The organism is Glutamicibacter sp. JL.03c (genome assembly GCF_025854375.1).
In the GTDB taxonomy this organism is placed as follows: Bacteria; Actinomycetota; Actinomycetes; order Actinomycetales; family Micrococcaceae; genus Glutamicibacter.
Genome location: NZ_CP107575.1, coordinates 3553635 through 3580479, shown reverse-complemented (window position 1 = coordinate 3580479; position 26845 = coordinate 3553635). Strand labels below are relative to the sequence as shown.

Below are 26845 nucleotides of genomic sequence, written 5' to 3'. Positions count from 1 at the left end.
CAGTTCAGTAGAATGGCTTACGGTCTCGATAATTATCTGTTATCGCGTGGATGGCAAAGGTTAAACGGTAGCTGGGATCGATGGAGATACGAGGAGTTCGATTGAGTTCACCTGTTTGCCGTCATTCCGCATGGAACACCTGATCCAAAGGCCTGCCCAATGCATGTTTCACGTGAAACCTTGAATCGCAAGCGTGATGAGGGCGGAGATGAAAGATTCAAGTAGGATAACCGACAGCTGATTTCCGCTGCCGGATCAGCCTATTTGATCATCGGCTCACAAGATGAACCGTAGACAGTAGAAGGGAATGGGCCTGGAATCACTCCTTGTTCATGAAATGAAGTTCGGGAATTCTCCCTAGATCGGCCGGTTAGCTAAGAGCATAGGGGAGTAGAACAAGAAACAGGCACCGACCTGGTCAGAAAGTTTCATATCCTTTGCTCTGCCAGCTGTTGCCGATGGTGGTATGGAATCTGCAATTGATGGCTGCATCTACATCAAAGATGAATCTACCGGGCGAGACAGAATGGTAGTAGGAGGCCCATTGTTAGAGGTGTCGGTGCCGCAGGAGGGGAGCCCGAGAAGGTCGTTGAAAATGACCATGCTTACGTGAGACGACCAAGGTTGATTCTCAATCTTGGTCTACATTCGTGGACTCATTGGAGATGCATTCCCCAACTAGCGACTTCTCCAGCCATAGCATGCACATCTTTGGGAAGTTGGCGCAGCACTCGAAGGATGTGTGAGTGGCTAGTAACGCTGAGAGCGCTCATCCCTTAGTTCTACTTTCCAAACTTCTTGTGCCGAAGGAAAGTCCACGTCAGTGGACTCTTTGCAGAGGTCTCTAGAGCTTGCCCGTAGATCGAGAGAGTTGAGTGCGACGTCGTTGATACTGCTTACCTTGAGGAGGAACCAATCGGTAATCACTGCCCAGAGGTGTCGGTGATGGCACTGACGCCGTCGTCGCAGGATAGTGGCTGCTGCACAAGCCTTGGTGCTGAGACGCTGCGCGTATCTTCAGAGGCCAATCAGTCGTGGTCAAGGAAAGCCTGGCATCGCTAAACGAGCCCAACTGTGGAGGTAATGCAGTGGGGCTGTGAATCATGGCGTTCGCCTCAGCGAAAGACGCACTGAACCATCCCGGAAATCATGCCGCCATTCTATGGGCGGACACATCGGGCAACGAGCCGTTGATTTCATCCTAGTGGAGTACCTCAAACTCCACTGGTGTCTGGCACCCCAGCGTCCAGTGCAACCACTGCGAGATGTACACTGCACCCACTCCATCGCGAAGTCTGCGACGCCCGCTTCGGACCTCAACTCTGCACCAGGGAACGGGGAATCCTTGACCACAGCTTCGTCCTTGAAAACACCCAGTACGTGTTCGGTAGCGGCATTAGCGAAAGCGTCACTGATGGTGCCAATCGAGGTAACCAGCCCTTCCATCACCAGGGTCGTGGTGCAGAACTACCAGGGATATTGGCTGCCCGCGTCGCTGTGATGCACAATCAGGACTCCAGGCCCCACAGGGGAGTCCTGCTCGTTCCGGCGTTGGCATAACGCCATGTGGAGAGCTACTTCTACAAATACCGTGTCATGAGTGGTGGACGATGCCCAGAATATGTTCCCTGGGGGAGAACAAGCCAATGACGATCGAAACGTAAATGAACCCGCCGCGTCGGGACCTACGTGACGTCCTTGATCCATGCCTTGTCCGGCGCAGCGGTGGGGAAGTTCCGGTTCAACTGATCCTTAGCCCGGTGCCCGTCCATAGCGAATGATCGTGGAAGTTTTCCTGTCGCACACCTGGCCAGTCATCCTGGCCAAGCACATGAGCCGATCCACGGTGTGTGTGAAAATGTCTGTGACCCCATGGCGTTGCAGCCAAGCCGTCATCTTCCGCCGACCGTGGAGCACTTCCGCCCGAGGACGACCGATCTTAGTATCAGGCGTTGCAGGCCATGCAGTCTGTTCATGGTAACTGCAGCCATGAGAGCCCGCGGGCCGGTTGGCGTTGTATCCAGCTGCCATTCGTACGCGCAGAAATCTATAGACCGTGCTGGGACAGGACTTTGCAGATCTGTTCGAGGGCGCATCCACGTTCGCATTGCCGATCTATGAACTCGGTAATTAGTGCCGGCGAAGGCCGGCTCCCTCGCGAGGTAAATCGCTGACTGGCGAAGGATCTCATTGGTGTCTTCCAGATCCATGACTTTGGCCTTCAGGGCCTTGATCTCGGCGATCTCTTCACTGCGTGGGCCGTTCCTTTCCCCAGCATCGACCTGGGCTAGCAGCACCCATCGGCGTAGGGATTTTTCCCGACATTCAGTTTCGGGGCCAGGTCTTCACATGCGGGGAACACACGACTTATAGCGGTCTAAACGATCCAGGATGTAGGACACTGCACGCTTCTTCACGTTCTGAGAGTTCTGCGTGGGCAAATCATCCGTTTTCTCAAAAGAAAATAGTATGAAACCCTGAACGATTCTTGCTCGTCGATGAATGCTTCTACATGAAACGAAGGCGACTGCTAGAGACCACTGAGAGGAATCGTACCGTTGCATGCTGACTCATCATGTTTCACGTGAAACACTCGTCGAGTGGACGGAGAGCAACCATTAGGAGTGCCACTGAAACCTAATCGTTTCACGTGAAACATGCGCATACCTGCACGACTCAATTCAGATTCAATAGATCAGTCGGATGCGCCCTCGTCACGGTCCTGGATGGTTACCGGTATGGGCGTCGCAGTATTTGGTCTTGTTGGTTCACTGTCGACGAATGGTGGTCCTGTTATGGTGAGACATCGACGCTCAAGGACTGGATCGCTAACATGGCCAATCTTTCAAAAATGTGAACAGGCGCCAAGAGACTTGGGACGTGTCCCATTTCGCTCGACGCCGAGCCGCCCAACAAATACCGCGGGGGAAGAGCCGTGTTCTCGTTGGCCAAAGGACAGTAATACGCTGCGCTTGGCAACACATGTTCACGAGTCGTATCTAGAGCAAGTTAGGGCGCCGATAATGACAGAGTGCATAACGCTACAGTCAACGGAATCAGCTGAACCGCTGGTTATGCCGCAGTTGGAGACACTACAGTCCTGTGGATGAGGACGTCTACGGCTAGCTTGCCTGATCAGAGAGGCCACCTTTCGGCTTCCGGCCGTAGTACCAAACGTGAAGATAGAACTGGATCTCTGTAGCTTTTTAATCACCACTGAACCTAGAAGTAGCGTCCAGAGCTTATTAGGAGAGGGGGAAGCCCATCAGGAGCCTGCAAGGGGCCTGCGGAGGACCACAGAGGCGCAACAACGCCTCTCCCGCACATGAAGCATCTACGAGGCACGTGTGTGCCCATCGGGACTGCTGTTCGCCCCCTAGACCGGTGCAACAGTTGGCACAAGGCCGCACGCAGAATGGATACCTCAAAGACAACACAGCGGCACTACGTGTTATACAGCTATAGGCGCGAACGGAATATCCCTCGCGAAATGTACAGATGGATGGGAAGTGAAAGGGATGCACGGAATCTGTGCCGGTCCGATCGATGGCTGTAACCGATCCAGTTTGCAGCCGCATTCGGCATGATGTTGCCCGGAATGGTGATTGCAAGTCCCTAAAAGTCATGGGACGAGACTGATTGGAGGGCTGAATATAGCTAAGTAGATCGCAATGTAGATCCAGAGAACTCCGCACGCACCGTTGTATTGCAAAACGGGGAAAAATTACATAAGGGATCAAGAGTCCCCTGAGTGCCGGCTGAATTTGCAATGCTAGGAAAAGTAAATTCCAACAGCCACCTGCAACCAGTCGTATGAAGAGTTGATAGTCGTAGTCACTATCGTTGAGAGCATGCGCATCTCAATCTTGACTCCTTGACTGAGTAATTCAGGCTGCAGCAAATCTTTGTTTGCCGGATACTGGTTGGCTCTGAGGCGTTTAGTTGGCAATCAGGTGGCCTAAATAGTTGCTTGGCTGCATCACTGTTGTAGGACTGGGAGGGCATGTTTGATGATGTCGTGTACTTGGCGGAGCAATGGGGCAGCGGCGATATGAACGGTGCTTGCAATCGTAGGGAACCGAGAACTGTGTCTCTGAATCCTGGAAAAGACTGTAGAGCTCAAGATGATTCTCGAAATCTCATATGGCTAGCACGGCCAGTTCATGAGTGCTCAGGACTTCATCTATCCGATACGCATCGCATACCGAAAGATGCGACAGCGTGTAACAGAGATGTTTTCAAGAAAGTTTGGGTGCAGTCCGGCGGGCAACCTGCACTGCTGGCGTTGGATGATCGAAACTGCAAGGAGGATCTAGTGCAGAGCAGCTGCTGTTGCTTTGTGTGCCCCACATGCTCTCGAGCACCAACTCGTGAATGCGACGAGCGGGTCACGACATAGCCCTCTCCGTATAGCGATGTGAGTTTGCTGGAACAGAAATGTTATTCACGTGAAGAGAGAGGTGAAATCGGCGAACAGCGGTATCGGAATGAGGAAGATAGACATTTTAACTGTAAAACAAGCTAAAAAGATTTCAAATATGAATCTCTTCGTCAGAAAAGTTCTGGATCCACTCTCAACGAAGTCCTGACTCCAGGTAGGGTTTGGTAACGCAGCTCGGGCATGAAAAATGGGACCGGCCCATCGGCCGGTCCCATTCTCGCACCTGATTTAGGACTTACAGGTAATCCGCAAAGTCCTTCTCGATGACAGCCTTTGGCTTTGCACCGATCGAAGTGGCAACGTGCTCGCCACCCTTGAAGACGTAAACAGCTGGGATGCTGGTGATGCCGTACTTGGCGGCAATGCCCTGGTTCTCGTCAACGTTGACCTTGACGACGTCTACCTTTGCAGCGTGCTCTTCAGCGATCTGATCCAGAACTGGACCAAGCTGACGGCAAGGGCCGCACCACTCTGCCCAGAAATCGACGATGACTGGCTTTTCGGCATCCAGAACTTCGCTCTGGAAGGTTGCTTCAGTTACTGCTTTTGCGTTGCTCATGAGAGACAACCCCTTTCTGAGAAATCTAATTAGACGGTTGCTACGGATTCGTTGACGTTAGCCAAGTAGTGCTCCACGTCCTGTGCGGCGGCGCAACCCGAAGCGGCTGCGGTGATTGCCTGACGGTAGGTGGAATCGATGACGTCGCCGGCAGCGAATACACCAGGCAGTGAAGTCTTCGAAGTACGTCCTTCGACGGCAATGGTGCCCTCGGAAGTCAGTTCAAGCTGATCCTTGACGAGATCCACACGTGGATCATTGCCTATGGCTACGAAGATGCCGGTGACATCCAGGGTGCTCTCTTCGCCACTGGTGCGGTTCTTGAGGACTAGGCCCTGGACCTTGTCGTCGCCGTTGATGCCGACTACCTCGGAGTCCCACACGAAGTCGATCTTCTCGTGAGCCAGGGCGCGGTCGGCCATGATCTTCGATGCACGAAGCTCGTTGCGGCGGTGCACCACGGTGACCTTGGAAGCGAACTTGGTCAGGAACAGTGCTTCTTCCATGGCGGAGTCGCCGCCGCCGATCACGGCAATGTTCTGCTCGCGGAAGAAGAAACCATCGCAGGTTGCGCACCAGGAGACGCCGTGGCCGGAGAGGCGCTTCTCGTCTTCCAGGCCCAGTTCGCGGTATGCGGAGCCGGTGGAGACGATCACGCTGCGGGCTCGGAAGGTGGTGCCGTCGGCCAGCGAGAGGGTTTTGATTTCGCCTGTGAGATCCATCGCAGTGACATCATCGAAGAGGATCTCAGCGCCAAAGCGCTCGGCCTGCTTCTGCATGTTGTCCATCAGGTCTGGGCCCATGATTCCCTCTGGGAACCCTGGGAAGTTTTCCACGTCCGTGGTGTTCATCAGTTCGCCGCCAGCGGTGACCGAACCGGCGATGACCAGTGGTTTCAGGTTCGCACGCGCGGTGTAAATCGCAGCGGTATAACCCGACGGGCCGGAGCCGACGATGATTACGTCGCGGATTTCGTCGTTCTGTGCTGAAGTCACGGGGGTAGAACCCTTTCGTCCTAATAGTGCGAGGTGGATAGCGAGGCTTTACCTCACTATCCACCTCAACGTATGGCTTTGCTAAAAAATTCCGCTTCTATTACTTGGCGGAGAACTCACCGATTTGCAGGCCGTATGGGCGAGATTCGTTGCCGCCCGAAGCCTTGCGTGGCAGGTCGGTGACGTTCAGGAAGACATAGGAGCCTTCCATCGAATCCTTGTCGCCGTCTTTCACGGTCACGGAGACCGACGGGCCAGAGAAGGAACCCTTGGCCACGGAATTGGCATCACCCAGGTCATCGGAATCACCGACCAGGATTTCGTAGTCGCCACCGGTAGCGTTCAGGCCGTCCAGGTTGACCTCGGAGATCGCGGACTTGTCTTCGAGCTCGAGGATGAAGACCATGTTCGAGGCGAAGCCACCGAAGTTGCTGGTGGTATAGGTGTAGGTGTTGTAAGCGCTCGAGGCGTTGCCGTCGATCATGTTCGACAGGGTGCCGTCGGTTTCGGCATTCAGCTGCTGATTGCCTGGCACCAGACGCGAGACGTCGGAGATTTCGGGCTTTGGCAGGGCAGGCTCGGTGGATTCCTTGGGCGATTCGGACTCGGCGGGCTGCGAAGCTTCGGTCTTCTCGCCCGAATCGTTCGCGGTGGTGTCCTTGTCGCCGCCGAGGAAGTTGAAGGCGAAGACCACTGCAAGAACCAGAACGATCAGCAGGACCGCGCCAACCAGCAGGCGGGTTCCCTTCGAGGTGTTTTCGTCCACTTCCTCGTCCGCAACAGGGGCCGCAGCGCCCTGTGCAGGAACGTTCTTGGCTGCAGCAGGGAAAGTCGAGGCCTTGGCACCACCGGCTGCTACAGCAGCACCAGCTGCTGCGCCGGCGGCGGCGGCGCCACCCTTCTTCTTGGCTGGCTTCTGCTCGTTTGGTGCTGGCTTTTCTTCCGGCTCGGCCTTGGAGGACTGTTCCTTGGCGCCTTGTTCCGGCTTGGCCTTGGCAGGGGTGTCGCCCTTGGACTGGGCTGCGGCGGCCAGGGCCGCGGTGGCGGTGACGTTTGGCTCATCATCTTCATCATCCAGGCGGGAAACCGCTGGCTGATCTTGAGTGGCTGGCTGCTCGGCAGGAGTTACCGGGGTCGCGGTGGTGGCAGGAACTTGCTCATGAGGGGCAGTCTGGTCGAACTGCTGCGCTTCTGCCTGTTCCTGGTTTTTCTTGCCGAAGCGGTTCTTCAGGCCGGCCAGGCCGCTGGAGAATGCGGTGCCGAGCTTGTGCTGGTGCTCTGGCTCTTCATCTTCGTACTCGTAGGTTTCCGGCACGGCTTGGCGGGATTCGCCGAAGATCTCGGTGCCAAGGGTATCGGTGAAGAACGGCTCGACGTAGGGTGCGTCGTCGGATTCAAGGACCAGGTCCAAGAGGTCCGAGGAGCGGGCGACGTTGGCAACCAGGTAGGTCTGGTTGGAATCGGTGATGCCCAGATCCAGGACCTGGACGTTGGAGGCGCGCTCGCCCATAGCGATTTCACGGGCGCTAGCTGCTAGCTGCGAGGAGTTTTCGCTCGATGCCACCATGATGCTCACGGATCGGTTCAGCACCTGGTCAATGCCGCCGAGCACCAAGTCACCTTCAGCTGATGAAAGGACAGTCTCAGTGACCTGGTAGCGGCCGCTGAGGACAGAGCCGACATCGATTGGCTGCGACACGTGCATCTCCAAGGGTTGATTGTTCTTCGGTAGCAGTACTCAAACCACCACCTGTCATGTTACCTGTCAGTGAACTCTAAATGGTGCCAATTTGCCCATAATCACTAGCAAGTTTCAGAGGATTTTCAGCGCTTGAATCCTGGGATCCTACGAAGGATCGGGCCGAGGAAGCCATCGAGCTCCGGGACCTTGGTTTTGTGCAGCAAACCGATGTAGACCACGCCCATGGTTCCGGCGACCAGAATGATCGAAATGATGGCGTTGATCAGCGAACTGTAGGCGAAGCCGAAGCTGAATCCGCCCAGCAGCCAAAGCACGAGGCTACCGAAGGCACCGGCGATGGTCGCCATCCATCCCACGCGGACGTAGGTATCGATCACCGAAGTGACGCCGTAGCTGCCGTAGCGGCGCTTGACCAGGTAATGGGTGCCGATGCAGCCCAGCACGTTGGTCAGTCCGTAGATGAAGGCAATGGCCGCGGCGATGTGCATCGGATCGACCAGCGCGGCGGCGGAGAAGGCCAGGACCAGGCCCAGAGCCGCGGTGGCGGTCTGGATGAGCATCGGGGTGCGGGTATCTTCTTCGGCGTAGAACACGCGCAGCATGAAGAACTGCAGGGACTTGAACGGCAGACCCAAAGCGGTCAGCACCAGCAGCTGGCCCAGGGCACCGGCGGCCTGCGCGGCATTATCGGAGGAACCGGCAAAGAGGCGGCCCAAAGGTCCGGCGAGCACGATGAATACGATGGTGCAGAATACGATCGGGATCGCGGTGGAGCGCATGCCGCGGTTCAGCAGCTGGCCGACATCGTTGACGCGCTTCTCGGAGAAGGCGCGAGCGAAGTCGTTGAACAGCACCGTGGCCACCGTCAAGGCGAACAGGGAGTGCGGCAGGACGGTGATCAGCTGCGAGGTGTTCAGCGCGTATTCGCCGGCCACCGAGGCGGCCTGCTCGGCCGGCATCTGGGCGCGAGCGGCGGTCGCCCCGGAGACGATCTTGGAGTACAGCAGCGAGGAGAGGTTGCCGATGACCATGGCGGCCAGGGTCCAGATCGCCAGCTTTCCCACGTGGCGCAGGCCCATGCCGCGCCAGCCGAAGTCGAGCGTGAGCTTGAGACCGACCTTCTTCAGCGGCCAGAACAGCACCAGAGACTGCATAACGATGCCCAGGGTGGCTCCGCCAGCCAGCCACATGGTTTTCAGCGAGCTCCAGTCCTGCATCGGATCACCCGACGTATAGGCGCCGAAGGTCATGATGAACGCGCCAATGACCAGCAGCTGGATGATGTTATTGATCGCCGGTGCCCACATGAAGGCGGCGAATCGGCCGTTGGCGTTCAATACCTGGCCGAGCACCGCGTAGAGCCCGTAGAAGAAGATCTGCGGCAATGACCAGTAGGCGAAGGCGGTGCCGAGAACGATCATCGGTTCGGACCAGTTATTGGTCAGCGCCGTGATCAGCGGCCGCGCGCCCAGCGTGAGTATCAGGGTCAGGATGCCCATCACCACCACGGTCAGCGAGATCAGCTTTGAAGTGTAGGCAGCCCCTCGGTCCTTGGCCTTGGAGGCCTTGATCAGCTGGGGAATGAGCACCACATTGAACACGCCGCCGGCCAGCAGCATGTAGATGATCGTCGGGATGACGTTGGCTTTTTCAAAGATGTCGGCCACCGAGGTGACCGAGCCGATGGCCATGGCCAGCAGCGCGGTGCGCACGAATCCGAGCAGTCGCGATACGAGGGTGCCCGAGGCCATCAGGGCATAGATCTTGGAGCGGGACCTGCCTTGCTGACGATGCAGCTCCGCAGGAGGTTCGGCGACTAAGTCCATGGCCCCGGTCATTGGCTGCTGATCGGAGCCGGCAGATGAATTAGGAACCTGAGTCATGCTTTGTTAGAACCTCGCGTGCCAGATCAGCGATCCGGCGCTCATTGGGGAAGGAAAGGCGTTTGCCGAGGGAATCCAGGGGGACCCAGGCAACATCGACGGCTTCGTGATCGGGATCGTTCTCGATCGTCAAATGCCCGCCGGTAGCTTCCAGCAGGAAATGGTGCACGGTTTTGTGCACTCGGTAGTTTGTCACGGTGAACCAGTAGTCGACCGAACCCAGCGGCGCGAGGATGCGTCCGGCGATGCCGGTTTCCTCCTCGATTTCGCGGATCGCCGCTTCCTCATTGGATTCCACGCCCTCGGGATGCCCCTTGGGCAGGCACCATTCCAGGCGGCCGCCGCGGTTGTACCGGGCGATAATCGCTACCGGCAGTTGCGGGGCATTGAAGTCGATGACGATGCCGCCGGAAGAGATTTCTTCCACTGTTGGCAAGCTTGTATGACCGCCAGTTGCCTGCGCGCGAGCCATTGACGCAGTCAATGGAGTGCGCTTTGGGGCAGACGGGATCGGTCGGTTCATGAATCCACTCTATCGAGAAAGTAGCCACGTTCGCCTTATCGACGTGGACAAGTAAGTTATCTCGCAAGCAAAATCAGCGCATTTTCAAGCAATTCACACAGATTTCTGGCACGCTTAAGTAACTATGCATGCACTTCCCTCACCTGACGCATTGCGTCAAATCCTGCCCTCGGTCATTTTCGACTTGGCCGACCGCTTTGTCATGGCAGGCCATGAGCTGTCCCTGGTGGGTGGACCGGTTCGAGATCTGTACCTGGGCCGGGTTTCTCCGGACCTCGACTTCACCACGAGCGCGCGTCCCGAGGAAACCATCAAAGCGATCTCTGGCTGGGCTGACAATATCTGGGATGTGGGGCGCGAGTTCGGCACCATTGCCCTGAAAAAGGGTGAGCACACCCTAGAGGTCACGACCTATCGCGCTGATGCCTATGACAAGGAATCGCGGAAGCCTATCGTCGCCTTCGGCGATAACCTGCACGATGACCTGTTCCGCCGTGACTTCACCATGAACTCCATGGCCCTGAGGTTGCCGGACCTTGAACTTGTTGACCCGTTCGATGGCGTCTCATCGCTGGAGGACCACTGCATTCGCACCCCGGGCGCGCCTGACATTTCCTTCTCCGATGATCCCTTGCGCATGATGCGCGCCGCGCGCTTCGCTTCGCAGCTGCAAATCGAAGTGAGCGCCGAAGTGCGCAAGGCCATGAGCGAAATGACCGAGCGCATCGATATCATCTCCGCGGAACGCGTACGCGATGAACTGGTGAAGCTGATCAACGGCGCTGAACCCCGCGCCGGCATCAATCTGCTTGTCGAGACAGGGCTGGCCGATAAGGTGCTTCCCGAGGTGTCCGCCCTGCGTCTTGAAATTGATGAGCACCATCGGCATAAGGATGTCTACCAGCATTCACTGACCGTGCTCGAGCAGGCGATCGGGCTGGAAACCGATCAGGACGGTCCGGTTCCAGGACCGAACTTCGTGCTGCGCTTTGCCGCGTTGATGCACGATATCGGCAAGCCTGCGACTCGCAAATTCGAACCGAGCGGCGCGGTGTCTTTCCGCCACCACGACGTGGTCGGCTCCAAGATGGTCAAGGCGCGTATGCGTGCCTTGCGCTTCGACAAGGAAACCACCAAAGCGGTGGCCCGCCTTGTTGAATTGCATATGCGCTTCTACGGTTATGGCGATGCCGGGTGGACTGATTCGGCCGTTCGCCGCTATGTCACCGACGCGGGGGAATTGCTCGAGCATCTTCACCGGCTGACGCGTTCGGATGTCACCACGCGTAATCGCAAGAAGGCTGACCGGCTGGCCTTTGCCTACGATGACCTCGAGGCACGCATTGCCCAGATCGCTGAACAGGAAGAACTCAAGTCCATTCGACCGGATCTGGATGGACAGCAGATCATGGCCCTCTTGGGTATCAAGCCAGGTCCTGTGGTCGGCCGCGCGTACAACTTCCTGCTCGAGCTCCGTTTGGATGAGGGTCCGCTTGGTGAAGAGGCCGCCGTAGAACAGCTTCGCGCCTGGTGGGCTGAGCAACCAGAGGCCCAAGAAGCGATTACCGAAGAGTAACCGCTGACTTGAGAAGAGTGCAGTGAAGATGCCCAACACCCGTGAGGTGCTGGGCATTTTTGCGTAGTCAAAAAGTTCTTAAACTTTTTGACTTAACTAGTGGCGCAGGCCGGCCAATCCATGTAAGCTGAATACTGTGATTGGGAAGTCTCAATGAGACTTGCGGATCGATGAAACTTATCAGCATAGCCTCGTGATTGATCACGACTGGCTACTAAGAGATTTTAGGAGGTGGAGAAACGATGAATATCACTCTGGATATTTCTACTCATCGCACATGGCGACGTGGCGGCGGCTTTATGCCTGCCGGCAATTTCGGCCTTGTCTCTCCAACCTCCGGAACAGTGGATTCCTAGACGACGGTGAATCCCACCCGAGTTCCTGAGGTTGCAGGTCAGTAATCGACTCTCACCTTAGGAACTTTTTTCATGTCTAGCACCCTGTATTCCTCGTCCGCTCAACGGGCCGTTCGCACCTCGGAACTGATCTTCGCTGGTCCCGAAAGCCTGAAAGCTCGCGCAGTTTCAACAACGCGCCAGGATCTTCCCTCCCCTTCAACTGTGGCTGAAGGGAGGGATAGCAAATGAAAAAGCGTCAAGACAGCAGCAAGCTGAAGAACTTCGACAGCACCGAATTCAATCGTCGAATGCGGGAGCGTGAACTCAAGAATCACGTGCCTGTAGAAATGTACCTTCGTATTCGCTAAGCGCGCACAACGCCATTACCGTTGTCCGCCCATCGAATAAGTAAGAGGTACCCACTATGTTCTCGCATATTAGTGCCCAGAGGCCCGCCGGCCTGCAAGCCGGCGGGCTTCTCCGCGTCTGGGCTATGGTCGGAAACAACCACGGGCCAGGACTGACGATCTTGGCCCACCATGTTGCCCTAAGCGGGCACGGAGCTTAGCGCTCCACGTCGCCGCGGATGAAAGCTTCCACCTTCGCGCGTGCAGTCTCATCGTCGTACTGCTCTGGCGGCGACTTCATGAAGTAGCTTGATGCCGACAGGATCGGACCGCCGATGCCGCGATCCAGCGCGATCTTCGCAGCGCGTACAGCATCGATGATCACCCCGGCAGAGTTCGGGGAATCCCAGACCTCCAGTTTGTACTCCAGATTCACCGGGGCATCACCGAAGTTGCGACCCTCAAGGCGCACGAAAGCCCACTTGCGGTCATCAAGCCAGGCAACGTAGTCGCTCGGGCCGATGTGGACATCATCGGCCGCCAGCTTTGCCGAGGTATTGGAAGTGACAGCCTGTGTCTTGGAAATCTTCTTTGATTCCAAGCGATCGCGCTCGAGCATGTTCTTGAAGTCCATGTTGCCGCCAACGTTCAACTGATAGGTGCGATCCAGCACGACGCCGCGGTCTTCGAACAGCTTGGCCATGACTCGGTGCGTGATGGTTGCACCGATCTGGCTCTTGATGTCGTCGCCGACGATAGGCACGCCAGCATCGGTGAACTTCTCGGCCCATTCAGGCGTGCCAGCGATGAAGACCGGAAGCGCATTAACAAAAGCGACGCCGGCATCGATGGCGCACTGGGCGTAGTACTTAGCGGCTTCTTCTGAACCAACCGGCAAGTAGCAAACCAGGACATCAACCTTGTTGTCCTTGAGGTTCTGAACAATGTCTACAGGCTCAGCACCAGATTCTTCGATGGTCTCGCGGTAGTACTTTCCCAGCCCATCGAGGGTGTGGCCGCGCTGGACGGTTACGCCCGTGGTCGGGACGTCGGCGATCTTGATGGTGTTGTTTTCGCTAGCCAAAATGGCGTCCGAAAGATCAAGGCCGACCTTCTTGGCATCAACGTCGAAGGCGGCAACGAACTGTACGTCGCCAACGTGGTACTGGCCGAACTGCACATGCATGAGCCCGGGAACGGTGGACTCAATATCGGCATTTCGGTAGTACTCAACACCCTGGATCAGGGAAGTGGCGCAGTTGCCTACGCCAACGATGGCAACGCGGATCGGATTCTCTGGCACATGAGCTCCTTTGTGAAGGTTATGAAACTGCGGGATTTCTGCATCTCAAATTGATCTTTGTGATGCAGGCCCCAAGGAGTTCAAGTCCTGTTGGCATCATAAAATTCCCGCACAGCGCCTAATGAGCTCGGCAGTGGCCAGAGCCGGAGTCATGGAAGCCCACTGGGAACATTCTCGACGGACTTCCAAGTCAGTTTTGGTACAAGACTCATTGAGTTATGAGTAATGACAAATGACTGAAGATGAGGGTAAAACGCGTGTCATTATCAAAAGTTGAATGAATCATGACAGAGTTCTAGTGCTGCGTCTCCGTGATTGGCGGAAGCTTCGGCGCATCCTCAACAGCACCCTCACCAACGGTGAGGGAAGCGCCGTACGCAGTCGATGGCGTAGCGGCTGTCGTCGAATGAAAGCCAGGATTTCGGGATCGGTACGCAGCTTGCCGGAATTCGCTCTTTGGGCAAGGATCTCCAAGGATTGAAAGAAGCTGCGATCCATGCGGTGGAAGTAGTTCTCGCGCAGCCACGCTTTACTGGGCTCGCCAAAATTCAATGCCACCACATCATCCAGGTCCCCGATGATCCCGGAGGCGACAAAAACGGTATTGATCATTTGCCGGTTTACGCCGAAATCTGAGAGCACCATGGTGGGCAGGCCGCGATCTATGGACTCCAAGGCCGCTGTGGAGGATACGGTAACCAGAGCACTGCCGGGAATGAGCACTTCACTCATCGACCCGATATCGAATTGGATGCGGGACTCGGCACTGATCTTGTTCTGCGCCCGAAGCTGGGCGAAGAGGCTGTCATAGGGATGAGCCTCCAGATGGGTTTGAGGCTCGCCAGCTTTGGCCCGCAGCTTGATCATGACTTCGAGCCCGGGATTCATCTTGCTAGCCTTCTCCAACGCCAGCAGAATTGATTCGCGCTGCTCGGCTGTCTCCGGCACCTTCGCCTGCGGTGCGAATACCAAGCGATTGATCAGCTTCCCTTGAGCAGGAGGGAACCCCGTGCAGTTCAGGAAAGGCAGCTTGCTGACCATGATGGTCGGCTGGTGTCCTGCGTGGTATTCGGTCATGAACGAGAAATCCCGTGCTTCGGCATGTGAATGGCAGATGAAAGCATCGCCAGCACGGCGATAATTCCAGCCCTTCTGCGTGGCAGGGTAGGCAACACCGGGCAAGGCAGAGATCAACGCCGTACGGCGCGCATCAACTGGTTCGGTACGCAGCATCCGCGAATAGATCTCGGCGACAACGGGTCCTGTGGCCGAAGCGAAAATGATGTCTTCCTGGACGGAATCAGCCTCCAGCTGCGAGAGATGGATGACCTCGAGCATCTCGGGGTTCAGGTCGGTCCCTTCGAAGGCCGCTGAAATCTGCTGTTCAGTGGGCATCACCGGAGTTCGCGCCAAATACACCTTGCGGTCCCATTCAGGACCCAGACGGTGCAAAAAACTTGTGGCCAGCTTCAGATAGGAATCTGAGTCGGCGATCGCAAGAACTGAGGGTTTCATACGTGGCTTCACACCTTCAACGAACTAGATAGGTGCTCGCGCAACTCAATGTCGGTTCCCTCGGTCCACCAGTGCTCGGGGACCGCTTGCGGGTAGAGATATCGGGCATCCGGGCCCAGCAACAGGCGCAACGATGGGATCACGGTTGAAGGCAAGGCGCGGATCTCCTGGCCTGGACGCAATACCCGCAGGCGCATCTCAATAGGCACCGTGTGCTCTTTGAGGACCACTTGATCGATTTTCGAGATCTTCTCCAGAAGCTCCGGGGTTTCCCGCCGATGAGGGAAGTAGGCGACCGGCCCGTCGGCAGAAATTCCTTCGATCCACTGCAAGTAGGGCTGCTCATGGATCAGCTGGTCAGCCACCATCGCGGATCCAATGAGCAAAGTAGGCTCGGTAAAGCTCTCCGCCACTGGCTGGGTAGCCAGCCACTCGAACTTGTGCTGGGCGAATTTGATGCCAAGATCAGCCATCTTGGCCTTCGTGTCGGCATCCACCATCAATGCTGAAACGATGAGCAATCGATCTTCCCGGGCCAGCTGGCGCAGGCGGTGCCAGGTGGCAAGGCCCATGGCGATGCGGGCCGCGGAATTCTTCGCTCGAGCACGGACCAGCGGGGTAGGGGAGTCGCTGATCAGCTGCTTGATCAGCGCCAAGGTAGCCAAGCCGTCATCGATGATGATGATTTCCTTGGCTTTCACCCCGGACAGTAGGCTGCGCTGCACCTTGCCCGAATAGACATCACCGGTGACATACCGGTTCGAAGAGCTCTTGGGCTGCGGTGGCTTGCGTGCGGCCGGTTCAAAGTGCACTCCGGCCGGTGCGTGATTCAGCAGCGCTTGGGTCGTCGCTTCCAGCGGCATGCCCAAACGAGGGATCACCCGAATGTCGGTGCCCAGCAGTCCCGCCGCATGGGTTTCCACGGCCGAGAGCAACTGCAAGGGGGACTCGACCCACACATGAGCCGTCCCGAATCGTGGACGCGGAACCTCATGGGTGTCGTGCTGGGTCAGTTTCATCATGGTGAGGGTCATTTTGCCAGTCGGCTCAAGGACTTGGACAGGGTTTCGAGCTGTTTGGACCCTTTTCGCAGCACCCGGCGCGACGCCCCGCGGACCTTCGAAGGCAGTGAATGGCGGGAAACCAGATGAGCCCAGCGTGGTGGCAGATCCAATCTGGTGATGCGACGGCGCTTGAAATGCGCGGAGAATTCAGGGTAGTGAACGCCCAGGAATTCGGCGGCCGGCTCGCGCAGCTGGGGCAGCTGGGCCGATTGCATGCAGTAAGCCACGGCCACCAGCAGCTTCGAGAGCTGGTCATCACCGTCGCTGTGCGCAGGGGCTGGGATGTCCTGGACAAACAGGGCGTGGATGATAGAGAGCGGAATGCGGTTCGAATTTTCATAGGGCGCCAACGCCTGCAACATGGTTCCGGTGCCCACAGCATGGACATCGGTATCCAGGATGTACCTGGCTGTAGCCAGACCGGTGGAGAAGCAGGAGATGACTACTTCCGGGCGAGCCGAGGCGATTACCGTTTCCGCAAGATGATCGGTGGTGAGCAGCCGGAAATCCAGGCCCATTTCTTCAGCCACTGTGGCCAGCCGGGCCGCCGAGGTGGCACTCGCCGATGGGTGCGCCTTGAAAAGCACTGTATCCAGGCCGCGATTCACCACTTCCTGGAGCATCTGCACATGCAGCTCGAACTCCTCGTCGGCATCCATCAGGCGCAGCGAGCCGAGGTACTGGCCAAGAATCAACGCGCTGGAACCAGGCAGGTCGAAGTGCGCATTTTCGGCAAGCTCGCTGAAGATCCTTGCCAGTTCGTGGGCGTGCAGCACCTTGCGCACCGGCTCGAGCTCGGCCAGAAGATGCGGCTCCAAGCCCGGAATCAGGTCAACGTGGATGGTGCCCATCAATCGCTGGCGCAGCGGCATCGCCAAGCGGTTGCGGGTAGGACCGTAGGACATCAGCCCGTCGGAATGGACCCACAACTGGGCATCGAAGAAGATGCGCGCCAGCGCTCGAGCAGGATTGACCTGGATGGATTCGAGCACCAGCGTCAGGGGCCCGGTACCCAGGTTCCATGCCTGGCGTAGCAGCGACTCGAAGATGTGCAGCTCGTCTTCGCGCGGGTTGAACTGGGACGGGCGACGCGGCGAGGTCAGCGCGGCAAAATCCACTACCCGGTCGAAGCGCGCAGCAAGTTGCTGGAAACCTGGCGTTTCCTCCAGAGGAGTAGTCAATTCCGGCACCTGGGAGCCATTGGCCAGAACCAGGATGCGCTCATCTGCTTCGGGAAGCAGCCCTGCGTCGGCCATCGCGGCCAGAGAAGCTAGCTGAAAGTAGCTGCTGGCTTCAATCAGTGCGATCACTTGGCGACCCCGATCTGACCTGGCTGGAGGTACGAGAGGATATGGCGGCGACGAGCGACATCCATTTCAAGAACTACCTGGTGGGCAACAGCAACGTCGATGTCACTGAAGATCTCACGCAGCTGTTGTTTGATTGTAAGCCGGACTTGCGGCGGGTAGTTCTTAGAGCGCTTCTCGTGGTGGCACACAATCGCGAAAAATTGGCGCAGCGCTTTGGGCAGGTGGCGTGAGGAATCAGGGTGTTCGCGCACCGTAGCCAATACCTGGGTGAAGGCCTCGAGGAATCCGAGCTGTCGCTCGTCGAAGACCTGGCTGAGCGAATTCGGCAGGCCTCGGCGGTAGAAGATGCTTGGCGAGGAGATCACCGCATAGCGCGCCGTATCAAGGTGCAGCTTCCAGATCCAGGGACGGTCTTCGGCCGAGAGCAGACGCTCATCGAAGTAGAAGCAATCGATGGATTTCATCAACTCGGTGCGGTACATGCCGGCCCACGAGTAGGGGTAGTCGACCATCGACGGCGAGTCGATCGGTTCGATGTCATCGGAAGGATTGAGCACAATGCCCCGCAAGGCCTGTGGAGCGCGGTAAATCACGCGGTTGGTGCCGGCGACGCGCACGTGGTCGCAGCGCACGAAATCCACGTGCAATTTGCTCAGGGTGTCGGCCAATGTGGCCAGATGCTGCGGCCCGTACCAGTCGTCGGGATCCAAGAAGGTATAGAACTCACCGGTCACCTGCTTCAATGCGATGTTCCGGGCGGCCGAGACGCCCACATTCTGCTCGAGCGTGATCAGCTTCAGGCCCGGGACCCGATCGCTATAGGACTCGATGAGCGAAGCGGTGGCGTCGGTGGATGCATCATCCACGACAAGCACTTCCATCTCCCACTGGTCCAGCTTTTGCCTCTCGAGGGAAGCCAGCGCATCACAAATGTAGGCTTCCTGGTTGTAGGCCGGGATGACCACGGATATGCGGCCAGGGATCGGGCTCGTCATGGCGGGACTGGCTTCCTTTGCTTGGTGCGGTGCTGCTGCGTGGTGACTCATGGAACTCGGCGGCCGGACCTGTCGCAGGTTCGACCGCCGAGAAAACACGGTGCGCGGTAATTAGGCGTCGACGCGGCGCAGGCGGCTCAGTGGAGCCAGCTCGCCCGGGAAGACCTTCTTCACGCCGTCGCCCATGGCCTGCTCCAGGATGCGGATGTCACGGATCAGCGACTCGAAGCCCTTTGGCTCCAGCGAGGAAGCCTGGTCCGAACCCCACATGGTGCGGTCCAGGGTGATGTGGCGCTCGACGGTGACGGCGCCCAGGGCCACTGCGGCCAGCGAGATCTGCAGGCCGCGCTCGTGGCCCGAGTAGCCCACTGGAACCTGGTAGCGGTCACGCAGGGTTTCGATCATGCGCAGGTTGGCTTCTTCGGGAGGCAGCGGGTAGGTGCTGGTGGCGTGCATCATGACCAGGTTGCTGGTGCCCAGGGTCTCAACGGCCTTGTCGATCTGCTCGATGGTGGACATGCCGGTGGACAGGATGATCGGCTTGCCGGTCTGGGCCAGCGCCTTGAGCAACTCGATGTCGGTGACCGATGCGGAAGCGACCTTGTGGGTGACGGCACCCTGCTCTTCCATGAACTCCACCGAAGGAACGTCCCAGGGGGAAGCGAAGGCGTGCAGGCCCTTGGAGGCTGCGTAGGAGATGAGCTCCTTGTACTGGGCCGCATCGAACTCAACGCGGTAGCGGTAGTCCAGGTAGGTCATCTCGCCCCATGGGGTGGAGCGGATCTTGTCGCGCATGTCGGTGGGAGTGGAGATTTCCGGGGTGCGCTTCTGGAACTTCACCGCGTTGGCGCCGGCCTCAGCCGAAACGTCGATCAGCTGCTTGGCGATTTCGATATCACCATTGTGGTTGATGCCGATTTCGCCGATGACGTAGACCTGCTGGCCAGCGCCAAGCAGGGATTCGCCGATGGCAACTGGCTTGATTTCGGTGTTGACGGTGGTCATTGTTTTGCCTTTCAGTGGGTGAAACTTGGGAAGAATGTGCGGGTTAGCGTGCGGCGAGGACCAGTTCGGCCAGTTCTCGCACCGCCCCGTATCCGCCCTTGCGGGACAGGCGGTGGCGGGCTGCACGGTGTACTTGCTCGTTGGCGTCGGCCACGGAGACGGGCCAGCCGACTAGCTTCATGGCGCCGAGGTCATTGATGTCGTTGCCGACATAAGCCACGCGTGACGGGTTGATCGACTCATCGGCCAGCCACTGGGCCAGGTACTCGGCCTTGTTCTCGATGCCGTGGGCCACCTCGACCTTGAGCTTGGCGGCCCGGGCGGCAACCACCGGATTGGCTTCCTTGGAGAGGATCAGGAACTTCACTCCGGCGGCCCGAAGCCGGGCCACCCCCATGCCATCGGAACGCGAGACGCGCACGGTTTCGGTGCCGTGCTCATCCACGTATGCGGTGTCCGGGGTGTGCACGCCATCGAAATCCGTGATGACCGCATCCACGCTGATCGCTGCCGGTTCATTCGGGAGCGTCAGTTCCGCCAGCAGCAAGTCGGCCTCGGCATCAATGTCGATGCCGTGCTCGCTGGGAACCTCATGGACCTGGACCCGGCCGAAGAACCGGTGTCCAGCGGCCAGGAAGCCTTCGGTATCCATGGCGTAGAACGCGCCGGTTTCGCGGAAACGCGGTTCGCGATCCTGGCGGCGCGGACGGTGCAGCTTCTCGTGCCCTACCGCGACAGCTTCGCCGTTCTCGTCGATCGCCCAGTGGAAACCGTGGTCGGCCACCGCTGCGAAGCTGACTTCCGCTTCACCGGAGGCGACCTTGGTGATGGCCGCATCCAGGTCTGCCGGGTCGATCATCGGGCTGGTGCACTGGATGAACAGTGTCACCGCCGGCGTGGATTCGGTATTGGCCAGGACATGCTGCAGAACCGACTCGCTGCTGGCCGTATCCCCGGCGATATCTGCCGGTCGGTCAACCACTCGAGCGCCGTAGCGCAGGGCTTCGGCCTTGATCTGCTCATGATCCGTGCTGACCACGACGTCGCTGACTGTACTCGCGGCCTTGGCTGATTCAATAGCGCGTCCCAGCAGCGACTTGCCGCCGATCTCACGCAGGTTCTTGAGCCGGATGCCCTTGGATCCTCCCCGGGCGGGGATGATCGCCATGACATTTGGCTGGTTGGTTTTGCTCACGGATATGACGCTATGGGCCTTAGTTAACCAACCGGGAGCATTTAGGTAAACGAGGGGTGAAGTCGCGGTGTAATCACCTGCATATTTGCTGAAAGTGAGGTCAGCAAGCGGTTTACGGGTGTTCGCCGGGCTCGGCTTCAGCCTTCGCGAACGGTGCGGGGCAGCGAGTTAATACGAAACGTTGGCCTATTCGCCGATGGTCGCGGGCAAAACATCTAGGCTGGAGAGTATGCACGAGCCAAACCAGTCTCCGCCCAAGCGGGGCCCTCTGCGTATTACCGTGCCATCACGCGCTGACGGCTTCCTTCGACAGTTCACCGCCCTGATCGGCGGCCCCTTGGGCCGGCGCAGCGACCCGGGTCGGGTTGACCCGGGATTCTTCAGCGTGGAACGCGTCATCATCCTGCTGACCACCCTCGGGGCGCTGCTGATGCTGCTGGCCAAGAACCCGTGCCGGATCAACGGCTGGGGCGGCGGCAACCCCTATAACTACGCCTGCTACAGCGACTGGGTGCCGCTGTTCGGCGCCCGCGGATTTGCCGAGAACCCGTGGGCCCCGTTCAGCGCCAGCGCAGAATTCGAATACCCGGTGCTGATGAGCACCGTTGCTTCCGCGGTGGCCTCGCTCGTGCCCGAATCGGTGGCCAACCGCTCGCTGCTGTACTTCGACATGAACCTGGTACTGGTGGCGATCCTGTGGATGGTCACCGTCGTGTGCACCGTGCGGATGACCGGACGCCGGCCCTGGGATGCCGCGATGGTGGCGATCGCCCCGGGCATCATCCTGGCCGGCAGCATCAACTGGGATATGTGGGCCGTCGCCCTGCTGGCCGCCGGGATGCTGGCCTTCGCTCGCAAGCACACCGTCTGGGCCGGGGTGCTGATCGGACTGGGCGCCGCCATGAAGATCTACCCCTTCTTCATCCTCGGCGCGATCCTCGTGCTGGCCATCCGCACCGGCCGGCTCAAGACCTTCTGGGTCACCGGCGGAACCGCCGCGGCCACCTGGGTTCTGGTCAACCTGCCCTACGCGCTGGCCTTCCCCCAATCCTTCATGCACTTCTTCAACTTCTCCTCGGAGCGCGGCGCGGGCCTGTCCAGCTTCTGGCACGCCTGGAATGTGGTGGCCGCCAAGAACCCGGGCCTGCCGATCTTCGAGGCCGACCAGATTTCGCGCTACGGGCTGGTCCTCTTCTTCCTGTGCTGCGTGGGCGTGGCCCTGCTTGGACTGTGCGCCGAGCACGCCCCGCGGCTGGGATCGATGGCCTTCTTGATCATCGCCTCCTTTGTCATGGTCAACAAGGTCTACTCGCCGCAGTTCATCGTCTGGCTGATCCCGCTGTTCGTCCTGGCCTTGCCGCGCTGGCGCGAATTCGTGATCTGGATGCTGGTGGAGATCGCCCACTTCTATGGCCTCTGGAACTACCTGGCCGCCTCCTCCGCCGAAGACCCGCACAAGGCCTTCCCCGAGGTCGGCTACGTGGTCCTGGTCTTCGCCCACATGCTGATGCTCGGCTACCTGATGTACCTGGTGGCCCGTTCCATCCTCGATCCGCGGCGCGACCCGATCCGCGCGGTGGGGCAGGTTGATCCGCTGGCCGGCCAGTTCGCGGGGCTGCCCGACCGATTCACCCTGCGCCCATGGCTGCCGGGCAGCAGGAAGTCCTATGAAACCGCAGGAGGCAAGCAATGATCGACGTCGCTGTCGTCGGTGCCGGGCCCAACGGATTGGCCGCCGCCGCGGTGGCCGCCCGGGCCGGGCTCAACGTGCAGGTCTATGAAGCCAACGAGAGCATCGGCGGGGCGGCCAGGACCCAATCCCTGGATGGCTCCGAGGCGATCTTCGATCTGGGCAGCGCCGTGCACCCGATGGCCATGCAGTCCCCGGCCATGCGCGAACTCGGGGTCCACGAACGCGTGGACTTCATCACCCCGGACCTGTCCTTCGCCCATGTCATCGATGAGCGCACCGCCTACGCCTACCGGGATCTGGAACGCACCGTCGAGGAATTGGGCGGCGAGGACGGGCAGATCTATCGCCGGCTGCTCCAGCCGCTGGTCAGCCAGATCGACCAGGTCAGCGATACCCTGCTCAATACCCTGGTCAAAGTCCCCAGCCACCCGCTGGCCCTGGCCTGCTTCGGGGCTGCCGCCCTGGGAGGCATGGGGCTCAAGGAAGTGCTCGGGTCGAAGTACGAGCGCGCCGCCGCCCTCTACTCGGGATGCGCCGCCCATGTGGCTGGCGGATCGCGGGGCCCAGCCAATGCCGGGGCCGGCCTGTTCCTGGCCGCCACCGCCCACGCCAAGGGCTGGCCGATTCCCCGCGGTGGCTCCCAGGCCATCAGCAACGCGCTGGCTGCCGAAGCCACCGCCCGCGGCGCGCAGATCCATACCGGGGTGAGGGTCCACCACATCGATGAGCTCACCGCGCAGAACATCCTATTCGACACCTCAGCCGAAGAGGCCGCGAAGCTCAGCGCCGGGCACCTGCCCGAACAGCTCTCCCGGGCCCTGTCCACCACCAGGCGCTCGCCGGGCAGCTGCCTGGTCCACTTCGTGCTCTCCGAACCGGTTCCGTGGCGGGATCCGGTGCTGGCCACTGCCGGCACCGTCCATCTGGGCGGCACCGCCAAGCAGGTGGGCAAAGCCGAGCGTGCCGCAGTCCACCGCGGATCGGCGACCCCATTCATGATCGTCTCCCAGCCCTCGCAGTTCGATGATTCGCGCGCGCCAGAAGGACAGCACGTCATCTGGGCCTACTGCCATGTGCCCCTGGATTCGCCACGGGATATGCGACAGGAAATCCAAACCATGATCCAGCAGGCGGCCCCGGGCTTCTCCGAAATCGTCCTCGAAGCCCACGTGGTCACCGCCAAGGATTTGGAGCGGCAGAACGCCGCCTTGATCGGCGGGGATCTATCCGGCGGAACCATGGACCTGCTGGGCACCATCAAGCGGCCGAGGGTTTCCCTGGATCCCTGGTACCTGCAGTCCAAGGGACTGTATCTGATCTCCTCGGCCGCCCCGCCGGGGCCATCAGTCCATGGCATGGGCGGGTACCTTGGCGCCCAATCCATGCTCAAACGCGAATACCGCATCAAGAACTGGAAATCGGTGAAGTAGTCGGCGATGCAGGAACTACTGGTTCAACTCGCTGGATGGGCCCTGCTGGCAGCGCTCTGGGCGGTGTTCATCTGGCAGTACCGCAAGGATCCCCGCCGACTGGGGCTGGCCGCCTTGCTCTTCCCCCTGGCACTGTGCAGCATTGCCGCCCTTGTGGATTTGCTGAGTGCCCTGGTCCCCGGCTTCGGCTTCCTGATAGCCATTGTCATGGTGCTCACCCCGCTGATCGTGGTGGTCTTCGGCGCGGCGCTGATCTACAACGGCGTGCTGATGTGGCGGCGCGAGGGCGCACGGATCTCCAACCTGCTGTCCCTGGCCGCCGGTGTGCTGGTCTTCATCCTGCCGGTGCTCGCGGTGCTGCTGGTGGGGATCAATACCTGGTGGACGTACTCGCTCGCGTTCATCTTGTTCATGGCCTCGGTGTTCTCCGCCAGCCTCTTCGCCATGCTGCTGCTCTATGCCTGGGTGCACGCGAAATTCCCGGCAAAAACCCGCGGTGTTGCCGCCGTCATCCTCGGGGCGCGCACCATCAACGGGAAAGTCACCCCCTTGCTGCGCGGCCGGCTGGACAAGGCCATCGAGCTCTACGCCTCGCAATCCGAGCCGCAACTGCTGATGGTTCCCACCGGGGGACAGGGGCACGATGAACAGGAACCCGAGGGTGTGAGCATGGCCCGCTACCTGCGTGATCAGGGCATCCCCGAATCGCAGATCCTGATCGAAGACCGGGCCAAGGACACCGTGGAGAACCTGGAATTCTCCGATGCGTTGGTCCGCGAACGCCAGCCGGAGGGACACCTATGGCTGGTCACCAGCGATTATCACGCGCTGCGAGCCGGCCTGGCCTCGCGCCAGATGGGGTTGGAAGCCCGCTCCTATGGCGGGAAGACAGCAGCCTACTATCGGCCCAGCGCCTTCTTGCGCGAGTGCGTGGCGATAGCCCGCGATCAGCCCAAGCTCATCATCCTGCTGGCCCTGCCCTTCGCGGCGGGCCTTGCCGGGCTGATCTTCCTGGCCACCCGTGCAGGGTTCTGAATCCCGGCGGACAGCAGCGATGGCATGCACCACAAGGCGCATGCCATCACTGTTTTAGTTCCGTGCACTCACCCTTTTGAGTGAGGCGAAGATCAGCATTCGGGCCGGTGCATTTGCAACCTGTTTTCCATAGGCTGGAGATATGATCCAGGCTCAGCAGTTGACGAAGAGATACGGCAACAAGACCGTGGTCGACCAGGTGTCGTTCACGGTGCAACCCGGAGCGGTGACCGGTTTCCTCGGTCCTAACGGCGCCGGCAAATCCACCACCATGCGCATGATCGTCGGGTTGGCGGCCCCCACCAGCGGGCAGGTCCTGGTGAACAACCGGGACTTCAAGACCTCCAAGCATCCGCTGACCGAGGTGGGCACCTTGCTGGAAGCGAAGTCGGTGCACAAGTCGCTGACCCCTTTGGCCCACTTGCGGGCCATGGCTGCCACCGCGGGCTTGCCGGTCTCCAGGGTCCACGAGGTGCTGGAACTGACTGGCCTGAGCGGCGTGCAGCGCAAGAAGGTCGGAGGGTTCTCCTTGGGCATGGGCCAACGCCTGGGCATCGCCACCGCGCTGCTGGGCGACCCGCAGGTGCTGATCCTCGATGAACCGGTCAATGGGTTGGACCCCGAAGGCGTGGCTTGGGTGCGCAACCTCGCCCGGCAGCAAGCCGCGGCCGGCAAGACCGTGTTGATCTCCTCCCACCTCATGAGCGAGATGGCGCAAACCGCGGACCATCTGATTGTCATTGGCCGCGGACGCATTATGGCCGATGCTCCGATCAACGAATTCATCCATAACGGGCTGTCCCAAACCATCGTTCGCGCCACCGATATCGAGGTGTTGATGAATGCCCTGAGCGCCGAAGGCGTGCAATTGCGCCGCCTCGATGGGCAGAGCCTCGAAGTCACAGGCCCGGACTCGGAAGCCATCGGCCGCCGCGCCCTGGAGGCCGGTGTGGTGCTCAGCGAGCTGCGTCCGTTGCAACGCACTTTGGAAGATGCCTACATGGAGTTGACCCGGGACGCCGTGGAATACAACTCGAATATTGTTGCCGGGCACAGCGGCGGGAAGTAGAAGATAATGACAACCCAGATTCAAGCACCTCTGCGCGGCCAGGTCACTTTCGGCGGAGTGCTGCGCAGCGAAGTGATCCGCATGTTCTCGTTGAAATCCACCAGCATCCTGTTGGCCATAGCGGTAGTGCTCTATGTGGCCATCGCCGTCGTTGGCACCTGGGGCGTCGGCTCGCTGTTGCAGAGCATGGGCGATGTCAGCCAGATGGAGGGCATGAGCTCCATGGCCGAGCCTGGCTTTGCCGGCGAAACCATCGGCTCGGGCCTGGTCTTCAGCCAGTTGATCCTCGGCGTGCTGGGCGTACTGTTGTTCAGCGGTGAATTCACCACGGGATCGGCGGTGAGCACCTTCTTGGCCAGCCCGCAGCGGCTGCGCGTGATGTCGGCAAAAATCGTGTTGATCGTGGTGCTCACGGGACTGACACAGTTGGTCTCGAGCCTCCTGGCCTTTGTGGCGGCGAAGCCCATTGCCGAGAACTACGGCCTGGTCCTGGACTTCGGTGGCGAATCATTCCAATCGGTGCTCTGGTATGGCACCCTGGCCGTCATCATGGCAGCCCTGATCGGCCTGGCGCTGGGCGTCCTGCTGCGCAATTCCGCAGGCGGCATCACCATCTTGGCCGGCGTGTTCTTTGTCCTGCCGATCATCACCGCCATCCTTGGATCCCTCGTGGATTGGTCCAAGAACATCTCGGCTTTCCTGCCCGACCAGCTGGGAATGTCCTTGGCCACGCCACTGAGCGTCCCCACCGAATTGGAGCTGTGGCAGCAGCTGGCCGGCATTGCCGGATGGATCATCATCCCATTGGCCCTCGGCGCAGTATTGCTCGCCAAGCGGGACATCAAGTAACCGGCGGACAGGCCGGGA

The 26845-nt window shown here is 59.4% G+C and carries 19 protein-coding genes; 7 read left to right on the top strand and 12 right to left on the bottom strand.

Annotated features, from left to right (window positions below):
- Positions 1-4676 precede the first annotated feature (4676 nt).
- The 5 genes from trxA to OF385_RS16550 form a co-directional block, all read right to left on the bottom strand.
- Positions 4677-5000 carry a thioredoxin gene (gene trxA, locus OF385_RS16570; protein WP_061955595.1) on the bottom strand — a complete coding sequence of 108 codons (324 nt, stop codon included), beginning with the start codon at positions 4998-5000 and terminating at the stop codon, positions 4677-4679.
- A gap of 29 nt (positions 5001-5029) precedes the next feature.
- The gene (trxB, locus tag OF385_RS16565) at positions 5030-5995 is read right to left on the bottom strand and encodes a thioredoxin-disulfide reductase (RefSeq protein ID WP_264276395.1); all 966 of its coding nucleotides are present in this window, start codon (positions 5993-5995) and stop codon (positions 5030-5032) included.
- Positions 5996-6095: 100 nt separating this feature from the next.
- On the bottom strand, positions 6096-7694 hold the full coding sequence (locus OF385_RS16560; protein WP_264276394.1) for a hypothetical protein: 1599 nt from the start codon (positions 7692-7694) through the stop codon (positions 6096-6098).
- A gap of 125 nt (positions 7695-7819) precedes the next feature.
- On the bottom strand, positions 7820-9580 hold the full coding sequence (gene murJ, locus OF385_RS16555; RefSeq protein ID WP_264276393.1) for a murein biosynthesis integral membrane protein MurJ: 1761 nt from the start codon (positions 9578-9580) through the stop codon (positions 7820-7822).
- Positions 9564-10103 (bottom strand): NUDIX domain-containing protein, encoded by a 540-nt coding sequence (locus tag OF385_RS16550; RefSeq protein WP_264276392.1) that lies wholly within the window; start codon positions 10101-10103, stop codon positions 9564-9566. Before OF385_RS16550 ends, murJ begins: the two co-directional genes overlap by 17 nt.
- A 124-nt stretch (positions 10104-10227) precedes the next feature.
- Here OF385_RS16550 and OF385_RS16545 point away from each other — a divergent pair, with 124 nt between their 5' ends.
- Positions 10228-11679: a CCA tRNA nucleotidyltransferase gene (locus OF385_RS16545; protein ID WP_264276391.1), complete on the top strand. Its 1452-nt coding sequence runs from the start codon at positions 10228-10230 to the stop codon at positions 11677-11679.
- 583 nt (positions 11680-12262) lie between these two features.
- The gene (locus OF385_RS16540; RefSeq protein WP_022874509.1) at positions 12263-12385 is read left to right on the top strand and encodes a hypothetical protein; all 123 of its coding nucleotides are present in this window, start codon (positions 12263-12265) and stop codon (positions 12383-12385) included.
- Positions 12386-12581: 196 nt separating this feature from the next.
- On the opposite strand, the gene OF385_RS16535 is transcribed toward OF385_RS16540, so the two are convergent.
- From OF385_RS16535 to OF385_RS16505, 7 genes are all read right to left on the bottom strand, one after another.
- A complete protein-coding gene (locus OF385_RS16535; RefSeq protein WP_264276390.1) occupies positions 12582-13667 on the bottom strand; it encodes an inositol-3-phosphate synthase in 1086 nt (361 codons plus the stop codon).
- 282 nt (positions 13668-13949) lie between these two features.
- A complete protein-coding gene (locus OF385_RS16530; protein ID WP_264276389.1) occupies positions 13950-15182 on the bottom strand; it encodes a DUF6716 putative glycosyltransferase in 1233 nt (410 codons plus the stop codon).
- Positions 15183-15190: 8 nt separating this feature from the next.
- Positions 15191-16216 carry a hypothetical protein gene (locus OF385_RS16525; protein ID WP_264276388.1) on the bottom strand — a complete coding sequence of 342 codons (1026 nt, stop codon included), beginning with the start codon at positions 16214-16216 and terminating at the stop codon, positions 15191-15193.
- Positions 16213-17556 carry an alpha-2,8-polysialyltransferase family protein gene (locus OF385_RS16520; protein ID WP_264276387.1) on the bottom strand — a complete coding sequence of 448 codons (1344 nt, stop codon included), beginning with the start codon at positions 17554-17556 and terminating at the stop codon, positions 16213-16215. The genes OF385_RS16525 and OF385_RS16520 overlap by 4 nt, the downstream gene beginning before the upstream one ends.
- Complete coding sequence (locus OF385_RS16515; protein ID WP_264276386.1) at positions 17553-18551, bottom strand: glycosyltransferase family 2 protein; 999 nt, start codon at positions 18549-18551, stop codon at positions 17553-17555. Before OF385_RS16515 ends, OF385_RS16520 begins: the two co-directional genes overlap by 4 nt.
- A gap of 111 nt (positions 18552-18662) precedes the next feature.
- Positions 18663-19556: an N-acetylneuraminate synthase family protein gene (locus OF385_RS16510; RefSeq protein ID WP_264276385.1), complete on the bottom strand. Its 894-nt coding sequence runs from the start codon at positions 19554-19556 to the stop codon at positions 18663-18665.
- Positions 19557-19599: 43 nt separating this feature from the next.
- Positions 19600-20751, bottom strand: coding sequence for an acylneuraminate cytidylyltransferase (locus OF385_RS16505; protein ID WP_264276384.1), 1152 nt, complete (start codon positions 20749-20751; stop codon positions 19600-19602).
- A 229-nt stretch (positions 20752-20980) separates the two neighbouring features.
- Between OF385_RS16505 and OF385_RS16500 the strand changes: the two genes are divergently transcribed.
- From OF385_RS16500 to OF385_RS16480, 5 genes are all read left to right on the top strand, one after another.
- Entirely contained in the window at positions 20981-22444 is a 1464-nt protein-coding gene (locus tag OF385_RS16500; protein WP_264276383.1) for a glycosyltransferase family 87 protein, read from the top strand.
- Positions 22441-23874 (top strand): phytoene desaturase family protein, encoded by a 1434-nt coding sequence (locus tag OF385_RS16495; RefSeq protein ID WP_264276382.1) that lies wholly within the window; start codon positions 22441-22443, stop codon positions 23872-23874. The genes OF385_RS16500 and OF385_RS16495 overlap by 4 nt, the downstream gene beginning before the upstream one ends.
- Before the next feature lie 6 nt (positions 23875-23880).
- The gene (locus OF385_RS16490) at positions 23881-24909 is read left to right on the top strand and encodes a YdcF family protein (protein ID WP_264276381.1); all 1029 of its coding nucleotides are present in this window, start codon (positions 23881-23883) and stop codon (positions 24907-24909) included.
- Between the two features lie 142 nt (positions 24910-25051).
- The gene (locus OF385_RS16485) at positions 25052-25978 is read left to right on the top strand and encodes an ABC transporter ATP-binding protein (protein WP_264276380.1); all 927 of its coding nucleotides are present in this window, start codon (positions 25052-25054) and stop codon (positions 25976-25978) included.
- Between the two features lie 6 nt (positions 25979-25984).
- Positions 25985-26827 carry an ABC transporter permease gene (locus tag OF385_RS16480; protein ID WP_264276379.1) on the top strand — a complete coding sequence of 281 codons (843 nt, stop codon included), beginning with the start codon at positions 25985-25987 and terminating at the stop codon, positions 26825-26827.
- Positions 26828-26845: the final 18 nt, after the last annotated feature.

Bases quoted from the DNA above. Each gene is read 5' to 3' on its own strand.
- murJ (WP_264276393.1), bottom strand. From the start codon at position 9,580: ATGACTCAGGTTCCTAATTCATCTGCCGGCTCCGATCAGCAGCCAATG.
- trxA (WP_061955595.1), bottom strand. From the start codon at position 5,000: ATGAGCAACGCAAAAGCAGTAACTGAAGCAACCTTCCAGAGCGAAGTT.
- OF385_RS16485 (WP_264276380.1), top strand. From the start codon at position 25,052: ATGATCCAGGCTCAGCAGTTGACGAAGAGATACGGCAACAAGACCGTG.
- OF385_RS16550 (WP_264276392.1), bottom strand. From the start codon at position 10,103: ATGAACCGACCGATCCCGTCTGCCCCAAAGCGCACTCCATTGACTGCG.
- OF385_RS16545 (WP_264276391.1), top strand. From the start codon at position 10,228: ATGCATGCACTTCCCTCACCTGACGCATTGCGTCAAATCCTGCCCTCG.
- OF385_RS16490 (WP_264276381.1), top strand. From the start codon at position 23,881: ATGCAGGAACTACTGGTTCAACTCGCTGGATGGGCCCTGCTGGCAGCG.
- OF385_RS16500 (WP_264276383.1), top strand. From the start codon at position 20,981: ATGCACGAGCCAAACCAGTCTCCGCCCAAGCGGGGCCCTCTGCGTATT.
- OF385_RS16515 (WP_264276386.1), bottom strand. From the start codon at position 18,551: ATGACGAGCCCGATCCCTGGCCGCATATCCGTGGTCATCCCGGCCTAC.
- OF385_RS16540 (WP_022874509.1), top strand. From the start codon at position 12,263: ATGAAAAAGCGTCAAGACAGCAGCAAGCTGAAGAACTTCGACAGCACC.
- OF385_RS16480 (WP_264276379.1), top strand. From the start codon at position 25,985: ATGACAACCCAGATTCAAGCACCTCTGCGCGGCCAGGTCACTTTCGGC.
- OF385_RS16495 (WP_264276382.1), top strand. From the start codon at position 22,441: ATGATCGACGTCGCTGTCGTCGGTGCCGGGCCCAACGGATTGGCCGCC.
- OF385_RS16530 (WP_264276389.1), bottom strand. From the start codon at position 15,182: ATGAAACCCTCAGTTCTTGCGATCGCCGACTCAGATTCCTATCTGAAG.
- OF385_RS16510 (WP_264276385.1), bottom strand. From the start codon at position 19,556: ATGACCACCGTCAACACCGAAATCAAGCCAGTTGCCATCGGCGAATCC.
- OF385_RS16525 (WP_264276388.1), bottom strand. From the start codon at position 16,216: ATGACCCTCACCATGATGAAACTGACCCAGCACGACACCCATGAGGTT.